16 protein-coding genes are annotated in these 16,373 nt (G+C 48.5%); 13 read left to right on the top strand and 3 right to left on the bottom strand.

Features of this window, described 5'->3' with window-relative positions; genetic code table 11:
* Positions 1-112: 112 nt before the first annotated feature.
* Both G340_RS0109405 and G340_RS0109410 read left to right on the top strand, forming a co-directional pair.
* The gene (locus G340_RS0109405; protein WP_020073400.1) at positions 113-1,729 is read left to right on the top strand and encodes a CTP synthase; all 1,617 of its coding nucleotides are present in this window, start codon (positions 113-115) and stop codon (positions 1,727-1,729) included.
* A 120-nt stretch (positions 1,730-1,849) separates the two neighbouring features.
* The gene (locus G340_RS0109410; protein WP_020073401.1) at positions 1,850-2,539 is read left to right on the top strand and encodes a GntR family transcriptional regulator; all 690 of its coding nucleotides are present in this window, start codon (positions 1,850-1,852) and stop codon (positions 2,537-2,539) included.
* 227 nt (positions 2,540-2,766) lie between these two features.
* On the opposite strand, the gene G340_RS0109415 is transcribed toward G340_RS0109410, so the two are convergent.
* Positions 2,767-3,108 (bottom strand): carboxymuconolactone decarboxylase family protein, encoded by a 342-nt coding sequence (locus G340_RS0109415; RefSeq protein WP_020073402.1) that lies wholly within the window; start codon positions 3,106-3,108, stop codon positions 2,767-2,769.
* A 105-nt stretch (positions 3,109-3,213) separates the two neighbouring features.
* A complete protein-coding gene (locus G340_RS0109420) occupies positions 3,214-3,972 on the bottom strand; it encodes an RNA polymerase sigma factor (RefSeq protein ID WP_020073403.1) in 759 nt (252 codons plus the stop codon).
* An 879-nt stretch (positions 3,973-4,851) separates the two neighbouring features.
* Between G340_RS0109420 and G340_RS0109430 the strand changes: the two genes are divergently transcribed.
* The 8 genes from G340_RS0109430 (at position 4,852) to G340_RS0109465 (ending at position 11,519) form a co-directional block, all read left to right on the top strand.
* On the top strand, positions 4,852-5,265 hold the full coding sequence (locus G340_RS0109430; protein ID WP_020073405.1) for a hypothetical protein: 414 nt from the start codon (positions 4,852-4,854) through the stop codon (positions 5,263-5,265).
* Positions 5,266-5,303: 38 nt separating this feature from the next.
* Positions 5,304-6,413, top strand: coding sequence for a nuclear transport factor 2 family protein (locus G340_RS0109435; RefSeq protein ID WP_020073406.1), 1,110 nt, complete (start codon positions 5,304-5,306; stop codon positions 6,411-6,413).
* A gap of 259 nt (positions 6,414-6,672) precedes the next feature.
* Positions 6,673-7,344, top strand: a complete 672-nt coding sequence (locus G340_RS0109440) for a response regulator transcription factor (RefSeq protein WP_020073407.1) — start codon at positions 6,673-6,675, stop codon at positions 7,342-7,344.
* Positions 7,341-8,408 carry a HAMP domain-containing sensor histidine kinase gene (locus tag G340_RS0109445; protein ID WP_020073408.1) on the top strand — a complete coding sequence of 356 codons (1,068 nt, stop codon included), beginning with the start codon at positions 7,341-7,343 and terminating at the stop codon, positions 8,406-8,408. The genes G340_RS0109440 and G340_RS0109445 overlap by 4 nt, the downstream gene beginning before the upstream one ends.
* Before the next feature lie 53 nt (positions 8,409-8,461).
* Positions 8,462-9,193 (top strand): hypothetical protein, encoded by a 732-nt coding sequence (locus G340_RS0109450; protein WP_020073409.1) that lies wholly within the window; start codon positions 8,462-8,464, stop codon positions 9,191-9,193.
* A gap of 152 nt (positions 9,194-9,345) precedes the next feature.
* The gene (locus G340_RS0109455; RefSeq protein ID WP_020073410.1) at positions 9,346-9,717 is read left to right on the top strand and encodes a hypothetical protein; all 372 of its coding nucleotides are present in this window, start codon (positions 9,346-9,348) and stop codon (positions 9,715-9,717) included.
* A 107-nt stretch (positions 9,718-9,824) separates the two neighbouring features.
* A complete protein-coding gene (locus G340_RS0109460) occupies positions 9,825-10,847 on the top strand; it encodes an NAD-dependent epimerase/dehydratase family protein (protein ID WP_020073411.1) in 1,023 nt (340 codons plus the stop codon).
* Positions 10,848-10,967: 120 nt separating this feature from the next.
* Positions 10,968-11,519 carry a hypothetical protein gene (locus tag G340_RS0109465; RefSeq protein ID WP_326522368.1) on the top strand — a complete coding sequence of 184 codons (552 nt, stop codon included), beginning with the start codon at positions 10,968-10,970 and terminating at the stop codon, positions 11,517-11,519.
* 575 nt (positions 11,520-12,094) lie between these two features.
* Here the strand turns inward: G340_RS0109465 and G340_RS0109475 are convergent.
* On the bottom strand, positions 12,095-13,300 hold the full coding sequence (locus G340_RS0109475) for a DUF6076 domain-containing protein (RefSeq protein WP_326522369.1): 1,206 nt from the start codon (positions 13,298-13,300) through the stop codon (positions 12,095-12,097).
* Between the two features lie 51 nt (positions 13,301-13,351).
* Between G340_RS0109475 and G340_RS0109480 the strand changes: the two genes are divergently transcribed.
* The 3 genes from G340_RS0109480 (at position 13,352) to G340_RS0109490 (ending at position 16,372) form a co-directional block, all read left to right on the top strand.
* On the top strand, positions 13,352-14,452 hold the full coding sequence (locus G340_RS0109480) for an AAA family ATPase (protein ID WP_020073415.1): 1,101 nt from the start codon (positions 13,352-13,354) through the stop codon (positions 14,450-14,452).
* Positions 14,453-14,684: 232 nt separating this feature from the next.
* Positions 14,685-14,990, top strand: coding sequence for a plasmid mobilization protein (locus G340_RS0109485; protein ID WP_020073416.1), 306 nt, complete (start codon positions 14,685-14,687; stop codon positions 14,988-14,990).
* Entirely contained in the window at positions 14,990-16,372 is a 1,383-nt protein-coding gene (locus G340_RS0109490; RefSeq protein WP_020073417.1) for a relaxase/mobilization nuclease domain-containing protein, read from the top strand. The genes G340_RS0109485 and G340_RS0109490 overlap by 1 nt, the downstream gene beginning before the upstream one ends.
* Position 16,373 lies beyond the last annotated feature (1 nt).

Here is a 16,373-nt window from a genome sequence, read left to right on the forward strand (position 1 = left end):
CCCGATTGACACCCGCCGGGATAGGCGATATAATAAAATGCGGTAATTTGTGTTCCCCAGCATTTGGTGGGGAATTTATTTTTTAAAGGGCAATTGCTGGTAGGAGGAAATTATGGCAGCGAAATTTATATTTGTGACCGGCGGAGTCGTGTCTGGCCTGGGAAAAGGAATTACTGCAGCATCTTTGGGCCGTTTGCTCAAGTCGCGCGGACTGCGTGTGACGATGCAGAAGTTTGACCCGTATTTAAATGTTGACCCAGGTACGATGAATCCGTTTCAGCACGGCGAGGTTTTTGTAACCGACGATGGTGCAGAAACCGATTTGGATCTGGGGCATTACGAGCGTTTTATCGACGAAAACCTGACGCAGAACAGCAACGTGACCTCGGGCCGCGTGTACTGGAACGTTCTTCAGAAAGAGCGCAACGGCGATTACGACGGGGGAACCGTGCAGGTGATCCCGCATATTACAAATGAAATCAAAAGCCGCATCACAGCCGGCAAAGAGAATGTGGATGTCGCAATCATAGAGGTGGGCGGCACGGTGGGCGATATTGAGAGCCAGCCGTTTTTGGAGGCGATCCGCCAGTTTGCGACGGAGATCGGCCGCAATAACTGCTTGTTTATCCACGTGACGCTGGTGCCGTATTTGTCCGCGTCTCACGAGCAGAAGACAAAGCCTACTCAGCACAGCGTAAAAGAGCTGCTTTCCATCGGAATTCAGCCCGATATTATTGTTCTGCGTTCCGAACTGCCGGTCGGTGAGGATCAGAAAAAGAAGATTGCCCTGTTCTGCAACGTAAAGGAAAACTGCGTGATCCAGAATCTGGATCTTCCGCTGTTGTATTCCGTGCCGCTTGCCCTGAAAGAGGAGCGGCTGGATGATATTGTATGCAAGCACTTTTGTCTGGATACCCACGGCGCGGATCTGACCGAATGGATCAAGATGGTCAACACCGCCATGGCGCTGACCGAAACCGTTACGATTGCCATGGTGGGCAAATATGTGGACCTGCACGACGCTTACCTGAGCGTGGCCGAAGCGCTGACCCACGGCGGCATCGGCAACCACGTCAAGGTAGATATCCGCTGGGTCGATTCCGAGCTGATCACGCCCGAAAATGTGGCGGAGGTTCTCGAGGGAGTGCAGGGCATTCTGGTGCCCGGCGGCTTTGGCCAGCGCGGGATCGAGGGCAAGATCACCGCGGTTCAGTACGCGCGTGAGCGCAAAGTGCCGTTTTTGGGTATTTGTCTCGGCATGCAGATGGCTATTGTGGAATACAGCCGCCATGTGCTTGGTCTGGAGGACGCGAATTCCGCTGAATTCGATCCCCAGACCAGCAACCCGGTCATCGATTTGATGCCCGAGCAGAAGGATGTGGTTCAGCTGGGCGGAACCATGCGCCTTGGCAAATACCCCTGCAAGCTGCTGGCCGGCACCAGGGCTTTCGAGCTGTACGATGAGCAGCCGCTGATTTCGGAGCGCCACCGCCACCGCTACGAGGTGAACAACGATTACCGGGATCGCCTGGAGGCGGCCGGCATCGTGTTCTGCGGAAAATCCCCCGACAACCGGATTGTTGAAATGATGGAGCTCCCGAGCCACCCGTGGTTCATGGGCGCACAGTTCCATCCGGAGTTTAAGTCCCGCCCGAACCGCCCGCACCCGTTGTTCCGCGGGTTTATCGGCGCGGCCAAGGAATATAAAAAAGAAGCTTCGGCTGAATAGGATCACTGGAAATTCGTGATGGACTTCTTCCCTCGCCGCAGGCGGGGGAAGAAGTCGTTGTACTCCCATGAGGCCAAGGTGTAAAGTGAATGGATGATAATACGAAAGGGTTAGAATTTCATGGAGCATAAAATCAAGGTATCTGCTCCGGTGTATCAGCAGATTGCGGCGGATATTGCCGCGAAGATCGTTGAGCGCAGGTACCAGGTGGGCGACAGGCTGTATGCCCGGTCGGCGCTGGCCAGCCAGTACAGTGTTTCACCCGAAACGGCCCGCCGTGCGATCGCCGTTTTGTCTGATCTCGAGATCGTTTCGGTGGTAAAAGGGAGCGGCGTGGTAATTCTCTCTTACGACAACGCGGTTCGCTTCGTTCAGCAGTTTATGGATATTAAATCCATGTACGACCTGAAAAAGAATATTATGGACAGCCTGGAGCGGCAGCGCAAAGAGGCCGAGCACATGGCGGAGTCCATTTCTGAAATATTGGACAGAACCGAACGCTTTCAGGCATTCAACCCCTTTATCCCGTTTGAAATTGAGATCACGGCCAAAACGCCGTATTTGAATCTTTCTATTTCGGATATTAATTTCTGGCACTATACAACGGCAACGATTCTGGGAGTCCGCAGGGGAGAGATGATGATGATTTCCCCCGGGCCGTATGCGGTTCTCTGTGAGGGAGACATCCTCTATTACTGCGGCGATACGGACTGCCAGCAGCGTGTGCGCAACTTTCTGTACCCGGAGCATCCGCCGGAAAAGGCGATTCTCGATAAATTGCGCGCCTCCCACCGAGACGGCAAGGAATAAAAACAACACCCTGTCTTTGGCCTTAATCCGATAAAGACAGGGTGTTTTGCATTTTTTGAATCGTCACTTCGCCCGAAAACAGCCGGTTCTCGTGCTGCGATCCCGCAAGTGCATCTTTTCGGTGCTGCTAGGAACAGCACAAGGCGGTGGCGGTTTTCCCTGCTCTTCCAACCGTCTCGTTTCACGCGTTTGTCAGTATGCTGGGTGAAAGATACCGGGGAAAGCGTTCAAAGCTTTGTTTTGCCGCATTCCTCAGGAGAGCGGTTTTCCGTCAGCTCCGCCAGATAGGGCAACGCATCCGCCACCTGAATCCCGACAATTGGCAGGGGCACGAGCATGGCGCTTTTGATCTCCTCTTTGCTTGCGTCTAGCTCCGCCGCGCGGTGAATATGAAACGGCAGCCCGCCGTACATCCTCGTTGACACCAAAACAGCAATATATGCTAATTCCTGCGTCTTTTTCTCAAGCGCGCTTTTCTCCGACATTTGAAAGACTGCGTCCATAAATGCCTGCCCCACGCCATTTGTTTCCGTCATCAACAATTCAAACCCGTTTGTCACTTTTTCCATGGTCATTTCATCCTTTCTTCTGTACATTGTTTTGATACAGCTCACAGAAAAAGACAAAATCAAAATGCAAAAGATACGGCCACATCTAAAAAATAAAAAAATTTTTTACGCCAGCAAGGCCAAAACACGTTGATACCATTCATCAGACGGCTTTTGTTCCGGCATATGGCGATACAGGTACATCACTCTTTTTCTGACGCGCTCGTTGTAAGTGTAGTTTTTCTGCTCAAAATCCAGTCGTTCGATCAGCTTTTTCGCCCGGCTCTGCAAATCGGCACGGTTGAGGGAAAACGCAATCCATGCCTTGCAGGAGCAGGGATTCTTTTCGTCGATGATACCGCAGTGACCGGCAAAGAAAGAGTCGATATTCATTCTGGCACGGTACAGCAGCCCTTTTGCCGCTCCTCTGGATACCCCCAGTATACCGGCCGCATGCTCGATCGGAAGGCCGTACATATCCACCAGAGAAAACACGATGCGCTGATGCAGCGTCAGCTTTCTTACCATCGCCAGAAAGCACCCGTTTTGCAAATTCCGGATCTCTTCCGCTACGATCACTTCCTCTTCCGGCTGCGGCGTTACGCCGGCCAGCAGAATTCCCTCCGCCTCCAGCTTTTCCCATTCAACCGGCTCCGTCAAATATTTCTTCGGGTCCTTTTGGGCTCTGTTGACGAATTCACGGAAACAGATTGTCCTTAACCAGCTCGCCAACGCGTTTTCGTTTTCCAGGGTATTCAGCTTTTCCATTGCCTTTAAAAAAGTGTCCTGCGTTACATCGAGCGCATCCTCGGGGTGACAGGTCAATTTCAAAGCGTAGTTGAAAATATACTGATAATAATTTTGGTATACATCACGTATCTCCATTTTTATCCTCGATCCTCATGAAAAGCACGATTTACATTTGCCTTTTGCCCAATGCCGAAAATGTGCTGCTGTGGATAGTGTAGCACAGCAAACTGCCGCCGTAAAGCAGGATCATTTGCCGCGGCAGGCAGGGGTGCTCTCTCTCAACAGAAAAAGGTGAACAGCCAAATACGAGTAGTCATAAAGACAACTTGTGAACCCAGGGCCAAGGTAAACTGAATACGAATAGTGAGCACGCCTAAAGCAAAAAGCTTAAGGCGTGTTCACTATTATAATCTGCAATTTTATTGCAATACGCTCTAGCTTATAATTATATAAATTGGTCAATTATATTATCATTGCCGTAAAAATCTGCATATTTGCCAGAGCGGTCTCTAGCGTGTGGTCGCCTTTTCAATAAAAAATCAGCCGTTGAAACAACGGTTCCCAAGCTACCCCCAGACAGGGCAGCATTTTTTTGCTGTTCTGTCTGGGGGTGAAATTGTTGGGATAAAGATAGCGGTAAAAGTAAAAATGTATATTATGTGGTAATTTCTGTGTGATAAGGTCACTTCACAAATCATCTCATTTTAATAAAACACAAACAATTCGTAATCATCTCAAAAACAATCGGGCGGTAAGATACAAACATCAACAGCAAAGAGGCTCTTACGAAGGGCCCTCCTGGCAAAGACATTTCAAACGAAGGAGGTGGCAAAATGCAAAAGACATTCATTATTGCGGGAAGCCTGATCAGTATCGCTGCGGCATTCCTGATCTTTCTATCAGAAAGAAACATGGCAAGCCGCAGCGCTTGAAAGGAGAACAGTGAATACAAATATTCCAATTCTTTAAAAATAAACATACGAACAATAAGAGTCGAAAAAGGAGAATTATTTTATGAAAACGACAAACACACAGATGGAGAAGGCTATCCGGGACAGATTGCTCAACGGATTCAAAAACTGGAACGGCGGATATGACGGATGGCTGGAATGGTGCAATACCCTTTATGAGCCGGACGCACACTACAACGTGTACGGCAAGCGCCTGACCCTGCAGGAATACAAAGACATGATGGGGCAGCTTTTTGAGCACTATACCATGGAGCTGGGCGAATTTGACAACATGATTATTCGCGATGACTGGTGCGCTATCCGCTACACGGTCAAAATCAAGAATTTGCATACCGACGAGGAGGTTTTGCAGCACACCATGGAGTTTGTAAACTTCAAAGAAAATCCCGACCCGGTGGGCGTTCGCGTTGTAGAGGGATGGGCGCTGTCCGACAGCCCGCTTTCCGCCAGGCAGTAAACCTATAGGACTGTTAAAATTATGAGAGGAAAATCGTTTTGAAAAAAAATATGATAAAGATATTGATGGCGGGCGTGACAGTCTTGGCTATTGGTGCAGTTGCTACGGGGTGTGGGACCACCAATACGGGTTCTAGTCCGGCCGAGAATTCGGCAAATCCTATCTCAAGTAAACCTGCGGTCGCTTTTTCTGATTCCTATGAGAACACAAAAGAACTTGCAGCTACTTTCCCAGTCATCAATCCTACCCCCATCGACACTGAAATGGAAAAAAATATTCAGAACAGACTGCTTAACGGGTTTGAAAACTGGAACAGAGGCTTCGATGCATGGAAAGCCTGGGGCGATATTCTGTACACCAAGGATTCCCTTTATAACGTTCATGGTGTGAAGCTTACCTTGAAGCAATATCAGGATTCTATGAATGCAACGCTGAAAGCCAGCGATATTCAGATGGGCAACTTCAATAATATGATTATCTGCGGCGACTGGACTGCGATTCGATATGACATTTCAACGACCGACAGGCAGACCCAAAAAAAATCGGACTCAAGTGTGATGGAGTTTGTCCACTTCAAGGACTATGGAGACAAGCTTGGCACTCGGGTTGTGGAAGGCTGGGCCGGAACAAAGGGTGCTGATTTTGCCGGTCTGACAAGCTTCCAGACCGACGATGCGAAGGCGGCACAGCAGGCTGCGTTGGATTCCGTCGTCAATGCGACAATCCCTGACACAAAGGATCTTAAAGCCAAGTATCCTGTTACCTATCCCACGCCGATTGATACCGACATGGCAAAAAAGATTCAGAGCGCGATACTGAACGATTTTGATAATTGGAACAAAGGGTCCGATGCTTGGACGAAATGGGCGGATACCTATTATGACAGTAGTCTGCAATATCATACGAGTGATGGAACCATGTCCCTCGCGGAATATAAGGCTTCCGTTAAGAAAACTGCCGAATCAACCGATGTAAAGCGCATCCGCTTTGACAATATGCTAATCAGTGGGGATTGGGCTGCCATTCATTACAGAATCACCAATCAGGACACGGCTACAGGCAAAAAGACTGCCGGTGACGTCATGCAGTTCCTGCACTTCGCAAAAGACGGCGACGGCGTGAAAGTGATTGAGTGCTGGACGAAGTAAGCCCATGTGTTTATGACAACACCGATGGAATTCGACAAGTTTAATGATAACGGTGTTGAGCGCGGCGTTCGCGTTGTAGAGGGATGGGCGTTGTCCGACAGCCCGCTTTCCGCAAAATAGCAGAAACACATTTGTTTGTGAAGCGGCACATTTCTGTGTGCCGCTTCATTTCGCTCAAAAAAGTTTACCGAAGATGAAAACGTAAATAATACTTTAACAACCATATGATATAATATTTTAAAAGAAGGGAGGTTTTCCCATGTTCAAAATACTTGTTGTAGAAGATGACCATGAACTGAACCATGCGGTTTGCTCATACTTAATGCAAAATGGCTACGAAGCCATCGGCTGCTTTAATGGCAATGAGGCATATGACGCCATGTACGGCAATCTTTTTGATCTGATTGTTTCGGATATTATGATGCCTGGCGTAGATGGTTATGAGTTTGCCGAAACTGTGAGAAGCATCAATCAGGAAATCCCTATTTTATTTATGACCGCGCGGGATGATCTTGCATCCAAGCAGCGGGGATTCCGCGCGGGTGTGGACGATTATCTGGTCAAGCCGTTTGAACTGGACGAGCTTGTTCTGCGGATCGGGGCGCTGCTTCGCCGGGCGAAGATCGCAAGCAGCAAAAAGCTGACCGTAGGCGGCTTGACAATGGACGCGGAGGAGCGCACCGCAATCTTAAACGGCGAGGATATCCCCCTTACCCTACGCGAGTTCAACCTGCTCTATAAACTGCTGTCCTACCCGAAAAAAACCTTTACGAGAACCCAGCTCATGGACGAGTTCTGGGACAGTGAGACCTCCTCCGGCCCGCGTACCGTGGATGTCTATATGACAAAGCTGCGTGACAAATTCGCAGCCTGCGATGATTTTGAGATCGTGACGGTGCATGGCCTCGGGTATAAGGCGGTGCTGAAATGAGCCGGATAAAACGCGATCAGCGTGTGGGCCGCAGCCTGTTTTCATTCCGTCAGTATTTAATGTTTTTTCTTTGGGTTTCACTGATTGTGGCCTGCTGCTTTTTGCTTTTTCTAAGGACCATGAATGTGCAGTGGCGGGACGTCAAGTTCAGCGCCCTCATCACCCTTGGCAATGTGCTGTTTTTGAGTCTGGTTTGTGCGCTTACAGACGCAGTTCGGCGGAAGATCACCGTGCAGCGTCCGGTCAAGCGTATTCTGAAAGCGACCCACGAGCTGACGCGGGGAAATTTTTCGTTCAGAATCAAACCCTTCCACACGCTGGACTATATGAATGAGTTTGATGTGATTATTGAGGACTTCAATAAGATGGCGCAGGAGCTTTCCAGAACGGAAACTCTGCGGACCGATTTTATTGCCAGCGTTTCCCATGAACTGAAAACGCCGCTTACCGTGATTCAAAATTATTCCACCATGCTGCAAACGCCCGGCTTGCAGGAGGACAAGCGACTGGAATACGCCAAAACTGTCTCGGATGCCTCCCGCAGGCTTTCCGAGCTGATTACCAATATTCTGCGGCTGAACAAGCTGGAAAACCAGCAGATATTCCCGGAGTTTACGTCCTTCGACCTCGGCGAGCAGCTTCGGGAGTGCTTACTTGGGTTTGAAGATTTATGGGAGAAAAAGGGCCTTGAGATTGCGGCGGATATTGACGATGTAACAGTGAAAGCCGATGCGGAGCTTTTGAGCCTTGTTTGGAACAACCTCTTTTCCAATGCTATGAAATTCACCGAGCCGGGCGGAAAAATCACGGTCAGCTTAAAAAACGAGAACGGTACCGCCGTGGCCAGAGTTTCTGACACCGGCTGCGGAATCTCAGTCGAGGTCGGCAGCCGCATTTTCGATAAATTTTATCAGGGCGACCCTTCTCATGCTACACAGGGCAATGGGCTGGGGCTGGCTCTGGTCAAACGCATCATGGATATTCTCGGCGGTGAAATCTCAGTGGAAAGCACGGTTGGGGTGGGGAGTACGTTTACGGTCAGGCTGCATGGTGATGCTTCATGAAGCGGCTTTGGGCGCTATGGAAAAGGCTTCACAAGCCGGGGGGATTACTCTCTTTGTTTCTGGCCATCAGCAGTGTTGCCCTGCTGGCCTATACCTTTGCAAATCGCCTTGAAGCCTCCCCATTCGCCTATGCCGTTTATGTAGTATCCGCCTATACGATTGCCGTTCTATCGCTTTCTTTGCCCGCCATGGTAAAGAAAGCGAAGATTTTGCTGTATGCCAATGAGCACAGCCGCCGGTATATGACGGACATTCCCTTCCGGGTGACAGTTTCCTTGTACTTCTCGCTGGGCTTGAATATGGCTTACGCCATATTCAAGCTGGTTTGCAGTATTGTATACTCTTCGCTCTGGCTGAGCGCAGTTGCTTTTTATTATATGATACTCAGCGTAATGCGTTTTTTGATGCTGCGCCATATGCGGGAGGAAAACCGTGATATTCGTCAGGAATACAGGCAATACCGTCTTTGCGGATGCCTGCTGTTTGTGCTGAACCTTGCGTTATGCGGTATCTGTTATCAAATGATACACAGCGGAAAGGGTTATTACTATCCCGGCTTTTTAATTTACGCTGCCGCCGCATATGCTTTTTATATGCTGACGATTTCGATTCTCGGTCTGATCCGATTCCGCAAACTGCACAGCCCCGCAGTCTCCGCGTCGAAAATCATCAGCTTGTCTGCGGCTCTGGTTTCTATCTTCACCTTACAAACTGCTATGTTTACTTCCTTTGGAGATGACATACAATTTCAGCTTATGATGAACAGCGCCACCGGGGCATCGTAAGTTTGGCCGTATTCAGCATGGCGCTGTTTATGGTTGTGCGTTCCGGCCGCAAGCTAAAAACAGGCAAGTTTAACATTTCGTAAACATAACTTCATCATTTCGCAAACGAAACGCTCCTATACTGAGGCCATAGAGCGAAAGGAGCCTGGAAAATGGACCCCAAAAACGAATCCTTTAACTACACCTATTCCGCGAAACAGCGGGAAGAAATTAAAAAAATCCGTCAGTACTATGTACCGCGCGAGGAAGACAAGATGGAGCGGCTTCGCAGGCTGGATGAGCGTGCGAAAAAGCCCGGCAAAGTTGTTTCCATGATAGTTGGCACTGTCGGCACACTCATTCTGGGTATAGGCATGTGCTGCATACTGGTCTGGGACCGGCTCTTTGTCCCAGGTATCATCATAAGCCTTGTGGGAATTGCAGGTGTGACGGCAGCATATCCGATTTACACGAGAATAACGAAAAAGCAGCGTGAAAAAATTGCGCCGCAGATTATGAAGCTGAGTGACGAACTAATGCAATAAGCATGCTGCAGAAAAACATAGGACAGGGCGTCAATTTGTTCTGTTTGATTTAAAAACGCAGGCTCATCCTGTCAGCGCTCTATATACAAACAAAGGAAAACACAAACATGAGTAAAATTTATCTTTTAACCGGAGCTGCCGGATTACTGGGCAGCAATATTTCCCGTCAGCTGATCGACGCGGGTGAAACGGTTCGTGCGCTCGTCATGAAGGGCGATCCCGCCGCAAAATATGTGCCCCACGAGGCTCAAATTGTATATGGAGATCTGCTGGATCTGGCATCGCTGGAAGAACTGTTCACTGTACCGGCGGACAGTGAAATTTACATGATCCACTGCGCCAGCGTCGTGACATTGAATCCCGATCCCAACCCCAAGGTTCACGCGGTGAATGTGGACGGTACACAGAACATCATCAATATGTGCCTGAAGCATCCAGTCAAAAAGCTGGTCTACATCAGCTCCACCGGCGCAATTCCGGAACTTCCCCACGATCAGAAGATCACCGAGGTCGACCATTTCCTGCCGACGGATGGATTAGTTGGGTACTATTCAGTGACGAAAGCCGAAGCCACCCAACTGGTTCTGGATTCAGTTCACACATATCCCCAGCTGGATGCCTCCATCGTACACCCTTCCGGCATCTGCGGCCCCAACGATTATGCCTTTGGCCCTGTGGCACAGCTCATTATGCAGTACGCCGCCGGCGAGATGAAAACCGGCATTGAGGGCACCTTTAACAGTGTGGATGTCCGCGATTTGGCGGCGGGCGTCATCGCCTGCTGCGATAAAGGCCGCCGCGGCGAGTGCTATATCATGAGCAACAGCCTTGTCAGCATGGAGGAGATATTCCAATTCATTAACGATGCCGCAGGTCTTAACTATCGCCCATCCATTCTCAGCGTGAAAAAGGCGCATATGGCCGTAAAGATGATGGCGATCAGCAGCAAGCTTTCCGGCAAGCCCGCCTTATTGACAGAATTCGGAATCTATAATTTATCACGCAACAATGAGTATGACTGCTCCAAGGCACAGAGAGAGCTGGGTTTCTCCTGCCGCCCGTTTGCCGAGACCATTCAGGATGAAGTGGCATGGCTGAAACAGGAGGGGAAAATTGTACTGTCGGCATAAATTAAGTTGAATTTTATGTGCGTTCAACCCCGGAAATAGGATACGCACGCTATTAGGAAAGACAGTATGACTAAACCGAAACAAGCATAATAGGGTCATCAACGGACCTTAAATAAATATTTGAAAAGAAGTGCTGAGAAAATGACACTGGAAGAACGAATTGAACACCACCGCAAAATGGCAGAGAGCTATCACATGGCTTATGTCAAGCAGGATGTAGAGGACGGCGCGACCTATGACGAATGGAAATTCGCGGATAATGCGGTCTATTGGTCTCCTTACTTTGGGGACAACCTGATTCATTTGAAGGAATACCCCATGTCAGTTCAAAAATCCGCCACGATGGAGGCAGCTACCTATTGCATCACCTTTCCAGACTGGGCGCCGCTGGGCTTCAAGTGCTGGCCGTCTGACAACGGCTTTGCAATGCAGAGCCACTTCGGCGGTCACGATAAGGACGGCAAGCTTCATGACTTCTACGCCTACGGCTTTGTGGAAACCAATGAGGATGTTGAAATCACGCGCTGGGAAACTCATGTCAGCCCGGAGTACAATGATTTTCTGGATGTGTCCATCGGTGTGCACGGTCCGTTCAAAGAAGGCCCCGAGCCGTACATGGCAGCTGTAGCCAAAAAGATGCAGGAAGCCGGGATTCAAATCCATTTGCGATAAACACACATGCAAGCGCTTCGACCAGATTAAACGAAGTGATTTGAAACATAGGAACGCCAGTGCTAATAAATTGGCGCAACACTTCCGGCCAGAGCAGCGGAAACCGACTGAGAGTATCAGTTGCCCAATTTGCGAATCTACGAATAATACAAAAACATATTACCATGGCAAAACGCTGTATTCCGCAGTTGTGAGTTTGATTCCCACCGCCAACTCCACGCTATAAGCTACATTTTCGTTGGTAATAAACCAATAGAAATGTAGCTTTTTCCAAACTAAAAATAGTTTTTTCCATCAGAAATAAGATTTTCACTTTTGCTGGACTTTAATAAACTTTGCGTTACCATATTCCTTTTCCAGGATTTCTACCAGTCAAAGATATGTGCGAAAACGGAAATAAAATCGGCAGCATGGGCGGCGGCACCTTGGTAGATGGTGCTGGTGACATCAATAAAATGGTGGGGTATATGGATTAAGGCCAAAACCAAGCATTCTATCCTATACCGCAACAAAGGCTGTTCCAATCGGAGCAGCCTTTGTTGTTCTGCATTGGAAGCCGTGAAACAGGCACCCCATTAATCCACCTTGATCTTTACCAGCATTTCTTCACCCGTAATTTTCCCGTCAAGATAATCGCTCCGAGCCTGCCGCGCCAGCTTTGCCCACTGGGCATACTCCTCCGAGGACATGTCCTTGCCGCTAAACTTTTCCGGCAATTTATTGTCCGCACGGTAACGGCGTGAGTACACCTTGTTGTACTCAGTCAGGAAAGCGAGCAAATAATCATTTCCCTGCATGCCCTGGTCATAAAACAGCTTTGCTCCAACCTGCTTGCAGGTGCGATTGCCTTTATAAGGTCGGTCGCAAAAATCACGCTTACGTTTGTCGGTCAACACAAAATAGCGGCTGCATAGTTTGCAACGCTTAACGAACCGTGCGTTTTTCAGCATCTCGGTAAACTCAAAATAGAGCATCTCATCCAAATATTCAAACAAATAGTATGGCATCAGACTGACGCCCTCACCATCCTGGTGCATGATTTCCAAAAGCTCATCTGTTTCCCGTAGATTCCAATCATGAATATCCTTAAGCGTACCCATATCTACCTTACCATTTTTCCTTGGCAGCAGCTCATATTTTATTTTTATAATAGCCTCGGCAAAGCCGGGGTACTCCGATACGAACTCACAAAGCCACTGGGACATCTCCTTGTCCGAGCGGTTTTCTTTATCTAAACAGGTGGTGACCGCTTTCGTGCATACCTCCTGCAGCTCTAAAATGTGCTCCAATTCCTCGATACAAATTGCAAGGGGTCTGAGCAAAGCGGCATCAAATTCATCTTTAGTGTGAATGGGTTCTTTCAAAATGTTGTTCAGTAAGCCCACTAAAAAGAAATAGACATAGCGGTGCTTGTCCGCGATGGTTTCTGCAACATCAAATATTTTGTTCCTAATTGTCTGATAGTTTTCCATAATGAGCGGAATGGCTTTCGTTTCGGTGAGCAGTGTTGTGTATTCCTCAAAATCCATTTCTACAAATTCAATCAGTCCATTGCCAATAAACTTTTGCGCATATTGCGTCACCTTGTCCGGATAGGCATAAGCCATGGAGTAAATCAGCTTGTCACTTCCCTCAAAAACTTTAATCAGTGGGTACTGTTCCATAGGCACTCCTCTCGCAAATAATCGATTTTCCTCAAACCAGCGTTTCTGCGATTCGCTGTGTATTTCTTTTTCTGGATATAGGACAATGGTATCACAAGGAATAGAGGTTTTCAACATTCGATTTATTGCACTTTTCAAAGCAAATTGAATTAAGAGGAGGAATCGCAAATGTCAAAAAAGTTAAAAACCATGGATGCAGAAACCTTGATGACCACACCCATGGAGCCACTGAAATTTATTGTCAGCGGTCTGCTACCCGAAGGACTGCATGTGCTGGCTGGCTCACCGAAAATTGGCAAGAGCTGGCTGGCACTGTGGATCTGCTTACAGGTGGCAAAGGGTGAAAAGGTATGGGAATTCGAAACGCAAAAAAGCGAAGTCCTGTATCTCTGCTTAGAGGACAGCTTCGCCCGTATCCAAAGCAGGCTGTTTGAAATTACCGATGAAGCACCGGCGACACTTCACTTTGCCATTATGAGTGAGGCTATCGGCCATGGTCTGGAAAACCAAATTGAAAACTTTATCCAAGGGCACCCCGGCACAAGACTGATTGTGATTGACACCCTGCAAAAGGTTCGCAAAACCGTTTCCGCAAATGTCAATCCCTATGCCTCCGATTATGATGACATTAACGCACTGAAGCAAATTGCGGACCGTCACCATCTTGCCATCCTGCTCGTACATCATCTTAGAAAAACAGGCGATGCCGATCCGCTCAATATGATTTCGGGCACCAGCGGTATTGCTGGTGGTGCTGATACAAACTTTGTACTGCAAAAAGACAAGCGAACGGAAAGTACCGCAACGCTCATCTGCACCGGCAGAGATATCGAGGGGCGGGAATTGTTCTTGGAGTTTAACAAAGAAAGCTTTGTATGGGAGCTGCTGGAACCGATTGAAATAGAGCAGCTAATTATTCCGGATGAAATTTTTCTTCTCTGTGGTTTTATAAAATCGGCAGGCAGCTTCACCGGGACGGCAACCGAGCTTATAGAAAAATTGAATCTGGATTGTAGCCCTGCAATTCTGAAGAAGAGAATCATTAAGCACATGGAGCATCTGGGTAGAAATAGAATTCATTATTCGGAGAACAGGACTTTTGAACGGCGAGAATTTACTCTCCGCTATGACGGCAATGACGATATGACGGTAGAACTATGCCCTCAAAACTTGCCGTCTTTGCCGTCAGTACTGTCACAGGACAGTAATCTCGCCACCGTCACCCCCTGTTTGCCCCTGTGTGGCGAGATTGATGGTGAAATGGGATAACTCCACCTAACCCGAATAAACCCGCAAATTGAGCCACTGTTGCGGCAACTTCGTATTTGCACTTGTTTCCGATGAAACGTGGGCGCTTCGGTTGCGATTTCTCACCCCTTGGGTGAGGCGAGCAGAGCGTCGGGCTATACGCCCGCCACAGCTCGCTCGCTCGGGGCAGAAGCCCCAGACCCCACTTTGTAGAGCGCCCTTGGCACAGCAAAAATAGAAAGGATACATGCCTATGAAGAAAAAGCCATTTGCCTTTCGCATCAGCGAAAGCGGATACAAAACCTTACAACAAAAATCTAAGCGTGGCAAGGTCACCATGACCGAATTTTTAGAACGATCTATCACTGATAAAGAAATCGTTGTGGTAGACGGTGTGCAAGAGCTTATCAGTGAGCTGAAATCCATCGGCAGAAACCTTAATCAGCTGACAATCCTCGCAAATATGGGCAAGGTGGATGTTGTTTATCTTGCTGACACTAAGGCGCAGCTAAGTGGCATTTACGAAAAGCTGTCTGCCATTTGCGAGGTGATAAGGTAATGGCAACCGTGAATTTTATCCCCTGTTCCAAGCAGTGTGTGTCCTCTATGAAAAATGAAATCGAATATATTTTGCAGGATTTCAAGGTGTGCATAGAGCCTGAAAAGTTGGACTGTGACCACACCGTCAACTACCAAACCTATTCCACCGATGCAGATAAGATCGGCTGCATCCGCTTAATCTCCGGCAAGGACTGCTGCCCCGAAACAGCCTTCCAAGAATTCATGGCAACCAAAAACAGCTTTAAAAAGGCTGACCAAACCATGTTTTATCACTACGACCAAGCTTTTAAGGACGGCGAAACCATTTCACCCAAAACCGCACATGAGATTGCTGTTAAATTTGCGGAGGATAATTACCCGGATTATGAAGTGGTCATCGCCACCCATGTGGACAACGAGCATCTGCACTCCCACTTTATTATCAACTCGGTCAGCTTCAAAACAGGAAAGAAATTGCATCAAGGCCCCAAAACACTATTCAAGCTTCGGGCATATTCAGACCGAATTTGTCAGCAATATGGGCTAACTACCCTTGAGCCATACACCGGCGGTAAGTCGAAGAGCCTCGCCTCCCGGGAATACCGTGCCGCCGCCAAGGGGCAGAGCTGGAAGTTTTCTTTGATGAATGCGATTGATACGGCGATGAAAACCAGTGGCACAAAAGCAGAGTTTATCAAGAATATGGAGCAACAAGGCTACACGGTAAAATGGACAGAGAACAGAAAATACATCACCTACACCTGCCCGAACACTATGTCCTGCCGAGATGTTAAGCTCCATGACAACCGCTATTTAAAGGAGATGATGGAGCGTGAATTTGAGCTTAGAAGAATTGAAACAGCGGAACGCAGGCTCGCAGCCAGTCGAACCGATTCCCCAGCAGCCATTGCAGAACAGCCCGTCTTGTCCTCTGACACAGGAGAAGCTGGACAACCTGTTCTACAATCAGGGGCTGATTTGGGATGGAATCGAGAACTTGGAGAAACAGCAGAAAACCTTACAACAGCAGCTCCACAGCATCAAAACCCAACTGAACAGTCTACCCTCGCAGGCACAGCTGGAGCAGATCAGCAAGAGTTTGTTGCAGATACAGCAGATGTTATCACCGGCTGGGAAACAGAAAGAGAAGCATTTTTCTCTGCCGAAGCTGCGGCTGCCGCACCTGACATGGACGCCGCTGTGGATCGCCATTCCCTTGACCTTGCTGGCATTGGCGGCAGTGTGGTTCAGCTGGGACGCGCTTTGGAACGGCTGGTCAACCCTGTTCCCCTAAAGGATGCCACCATAAAACCGCCGCAGCATACCGGCAGAAAGAAGAAATTAGCGGTCGGTCAAAAGGAAGATGACCACAGCGGGCACGATTTTGAAATGAAGATGTAAA

Source organism: Faecalispora sporosphaeroides DSM 1294, from assembly GCA_000383295.1.
Taxonomy (GTDB): domain Bacteria; phylum Bacillota; class Clostridia; order Oscillospirales; family Acutalibacteraceae; genus Faecalispora; species Faecalispora sporosphaeroides.

Coding starts and splice junctions, on each gene's coding strand:
- G340_RS0109420 (WP_020073403.1), bottom strand. CDS start 3,972: ATGGAGATACGTGATGTATACCAAAATTATTATCAGTATATTTTCAAC.
- G340_RS0109455 (WP_020073410.1), top strand. CDS start 9,346: ATGGACCCCAAAAACGAATCCTTTAACTACACCTATTCCGCGAAACAG.
- G340_RS0109410 (WP_020073401.1), top strand. CDS start 1,850: ATGGAGCATAAAATCAAGGTATCTGCTCCGGTGTATCAGCAGATTGCG.
- G340_RS0109445 (WP_020073408.1), top strand. CDS start 7,341: ATGAGCCGGATAAAACGCGATCAGCGTGTGGGCCGCAGCCTGTTTTCA.
- G340_RS0109490 (WP_020073417.1), top strand. CDS start 14,990: ATGGCAACCGTGAATTTTATCCCCTGTTCCAAGCAGTGTGTGTCCTCT.
- G340_RS0109460 (WP_020073411.1), top strand. CDS start 9,825: ATGAGTAAAATTTATCTTTTAACCGGAGCTGCCGGATTACTGGGCAGC.
- G340_RS0109415 (WP_020073402.1), bottom strand. CDS start 3,108: ATGGAAAAAGTGACAAACGGGTTTGAATTGTTGATGACGGAAACAAAT.
- G340_RS0109485 (WP_020073416.1), top strand. CDS start 14,685: ATGAAGAAAAAGCCATTTGCCTTTCGCATCAGCGAAAGCGGATACAAA.
- G340_RS0109430 (WP_020073405.1), top strand. CDS start 4,852: ATGAAAACGACAAACACACAGATGGAGAAGGCTATCCGGGACAGATTG.
- G340_RS0109480 (WP_020073415.1), top strand. CDS start 13,352: ATGTCAAAAAAGTTAAAAACCATGGATGCAGAAACCTTGATGACCACA.
- G340_RS0109475 (WP_326522369.1), bottom strand. CDS start 13,300: ATGTTGAAAACCTCTATTCCTTGTGATACCATTGTCCTATATCCAGAA.
- G340_RS0109405 (WP_020073400.1), top strand. CDS start 113: ATGGCAGCGAAATTTATATTTGTGACCGGCGGAGTCGTGTCTGGCCTG.
- G340_RS0109440 (WP_020073407.1), top strand. CDS start 6,673: ATGTTCAAAATACTTGTTGTAGAAGATGACCATGAACTGAACCATGCG.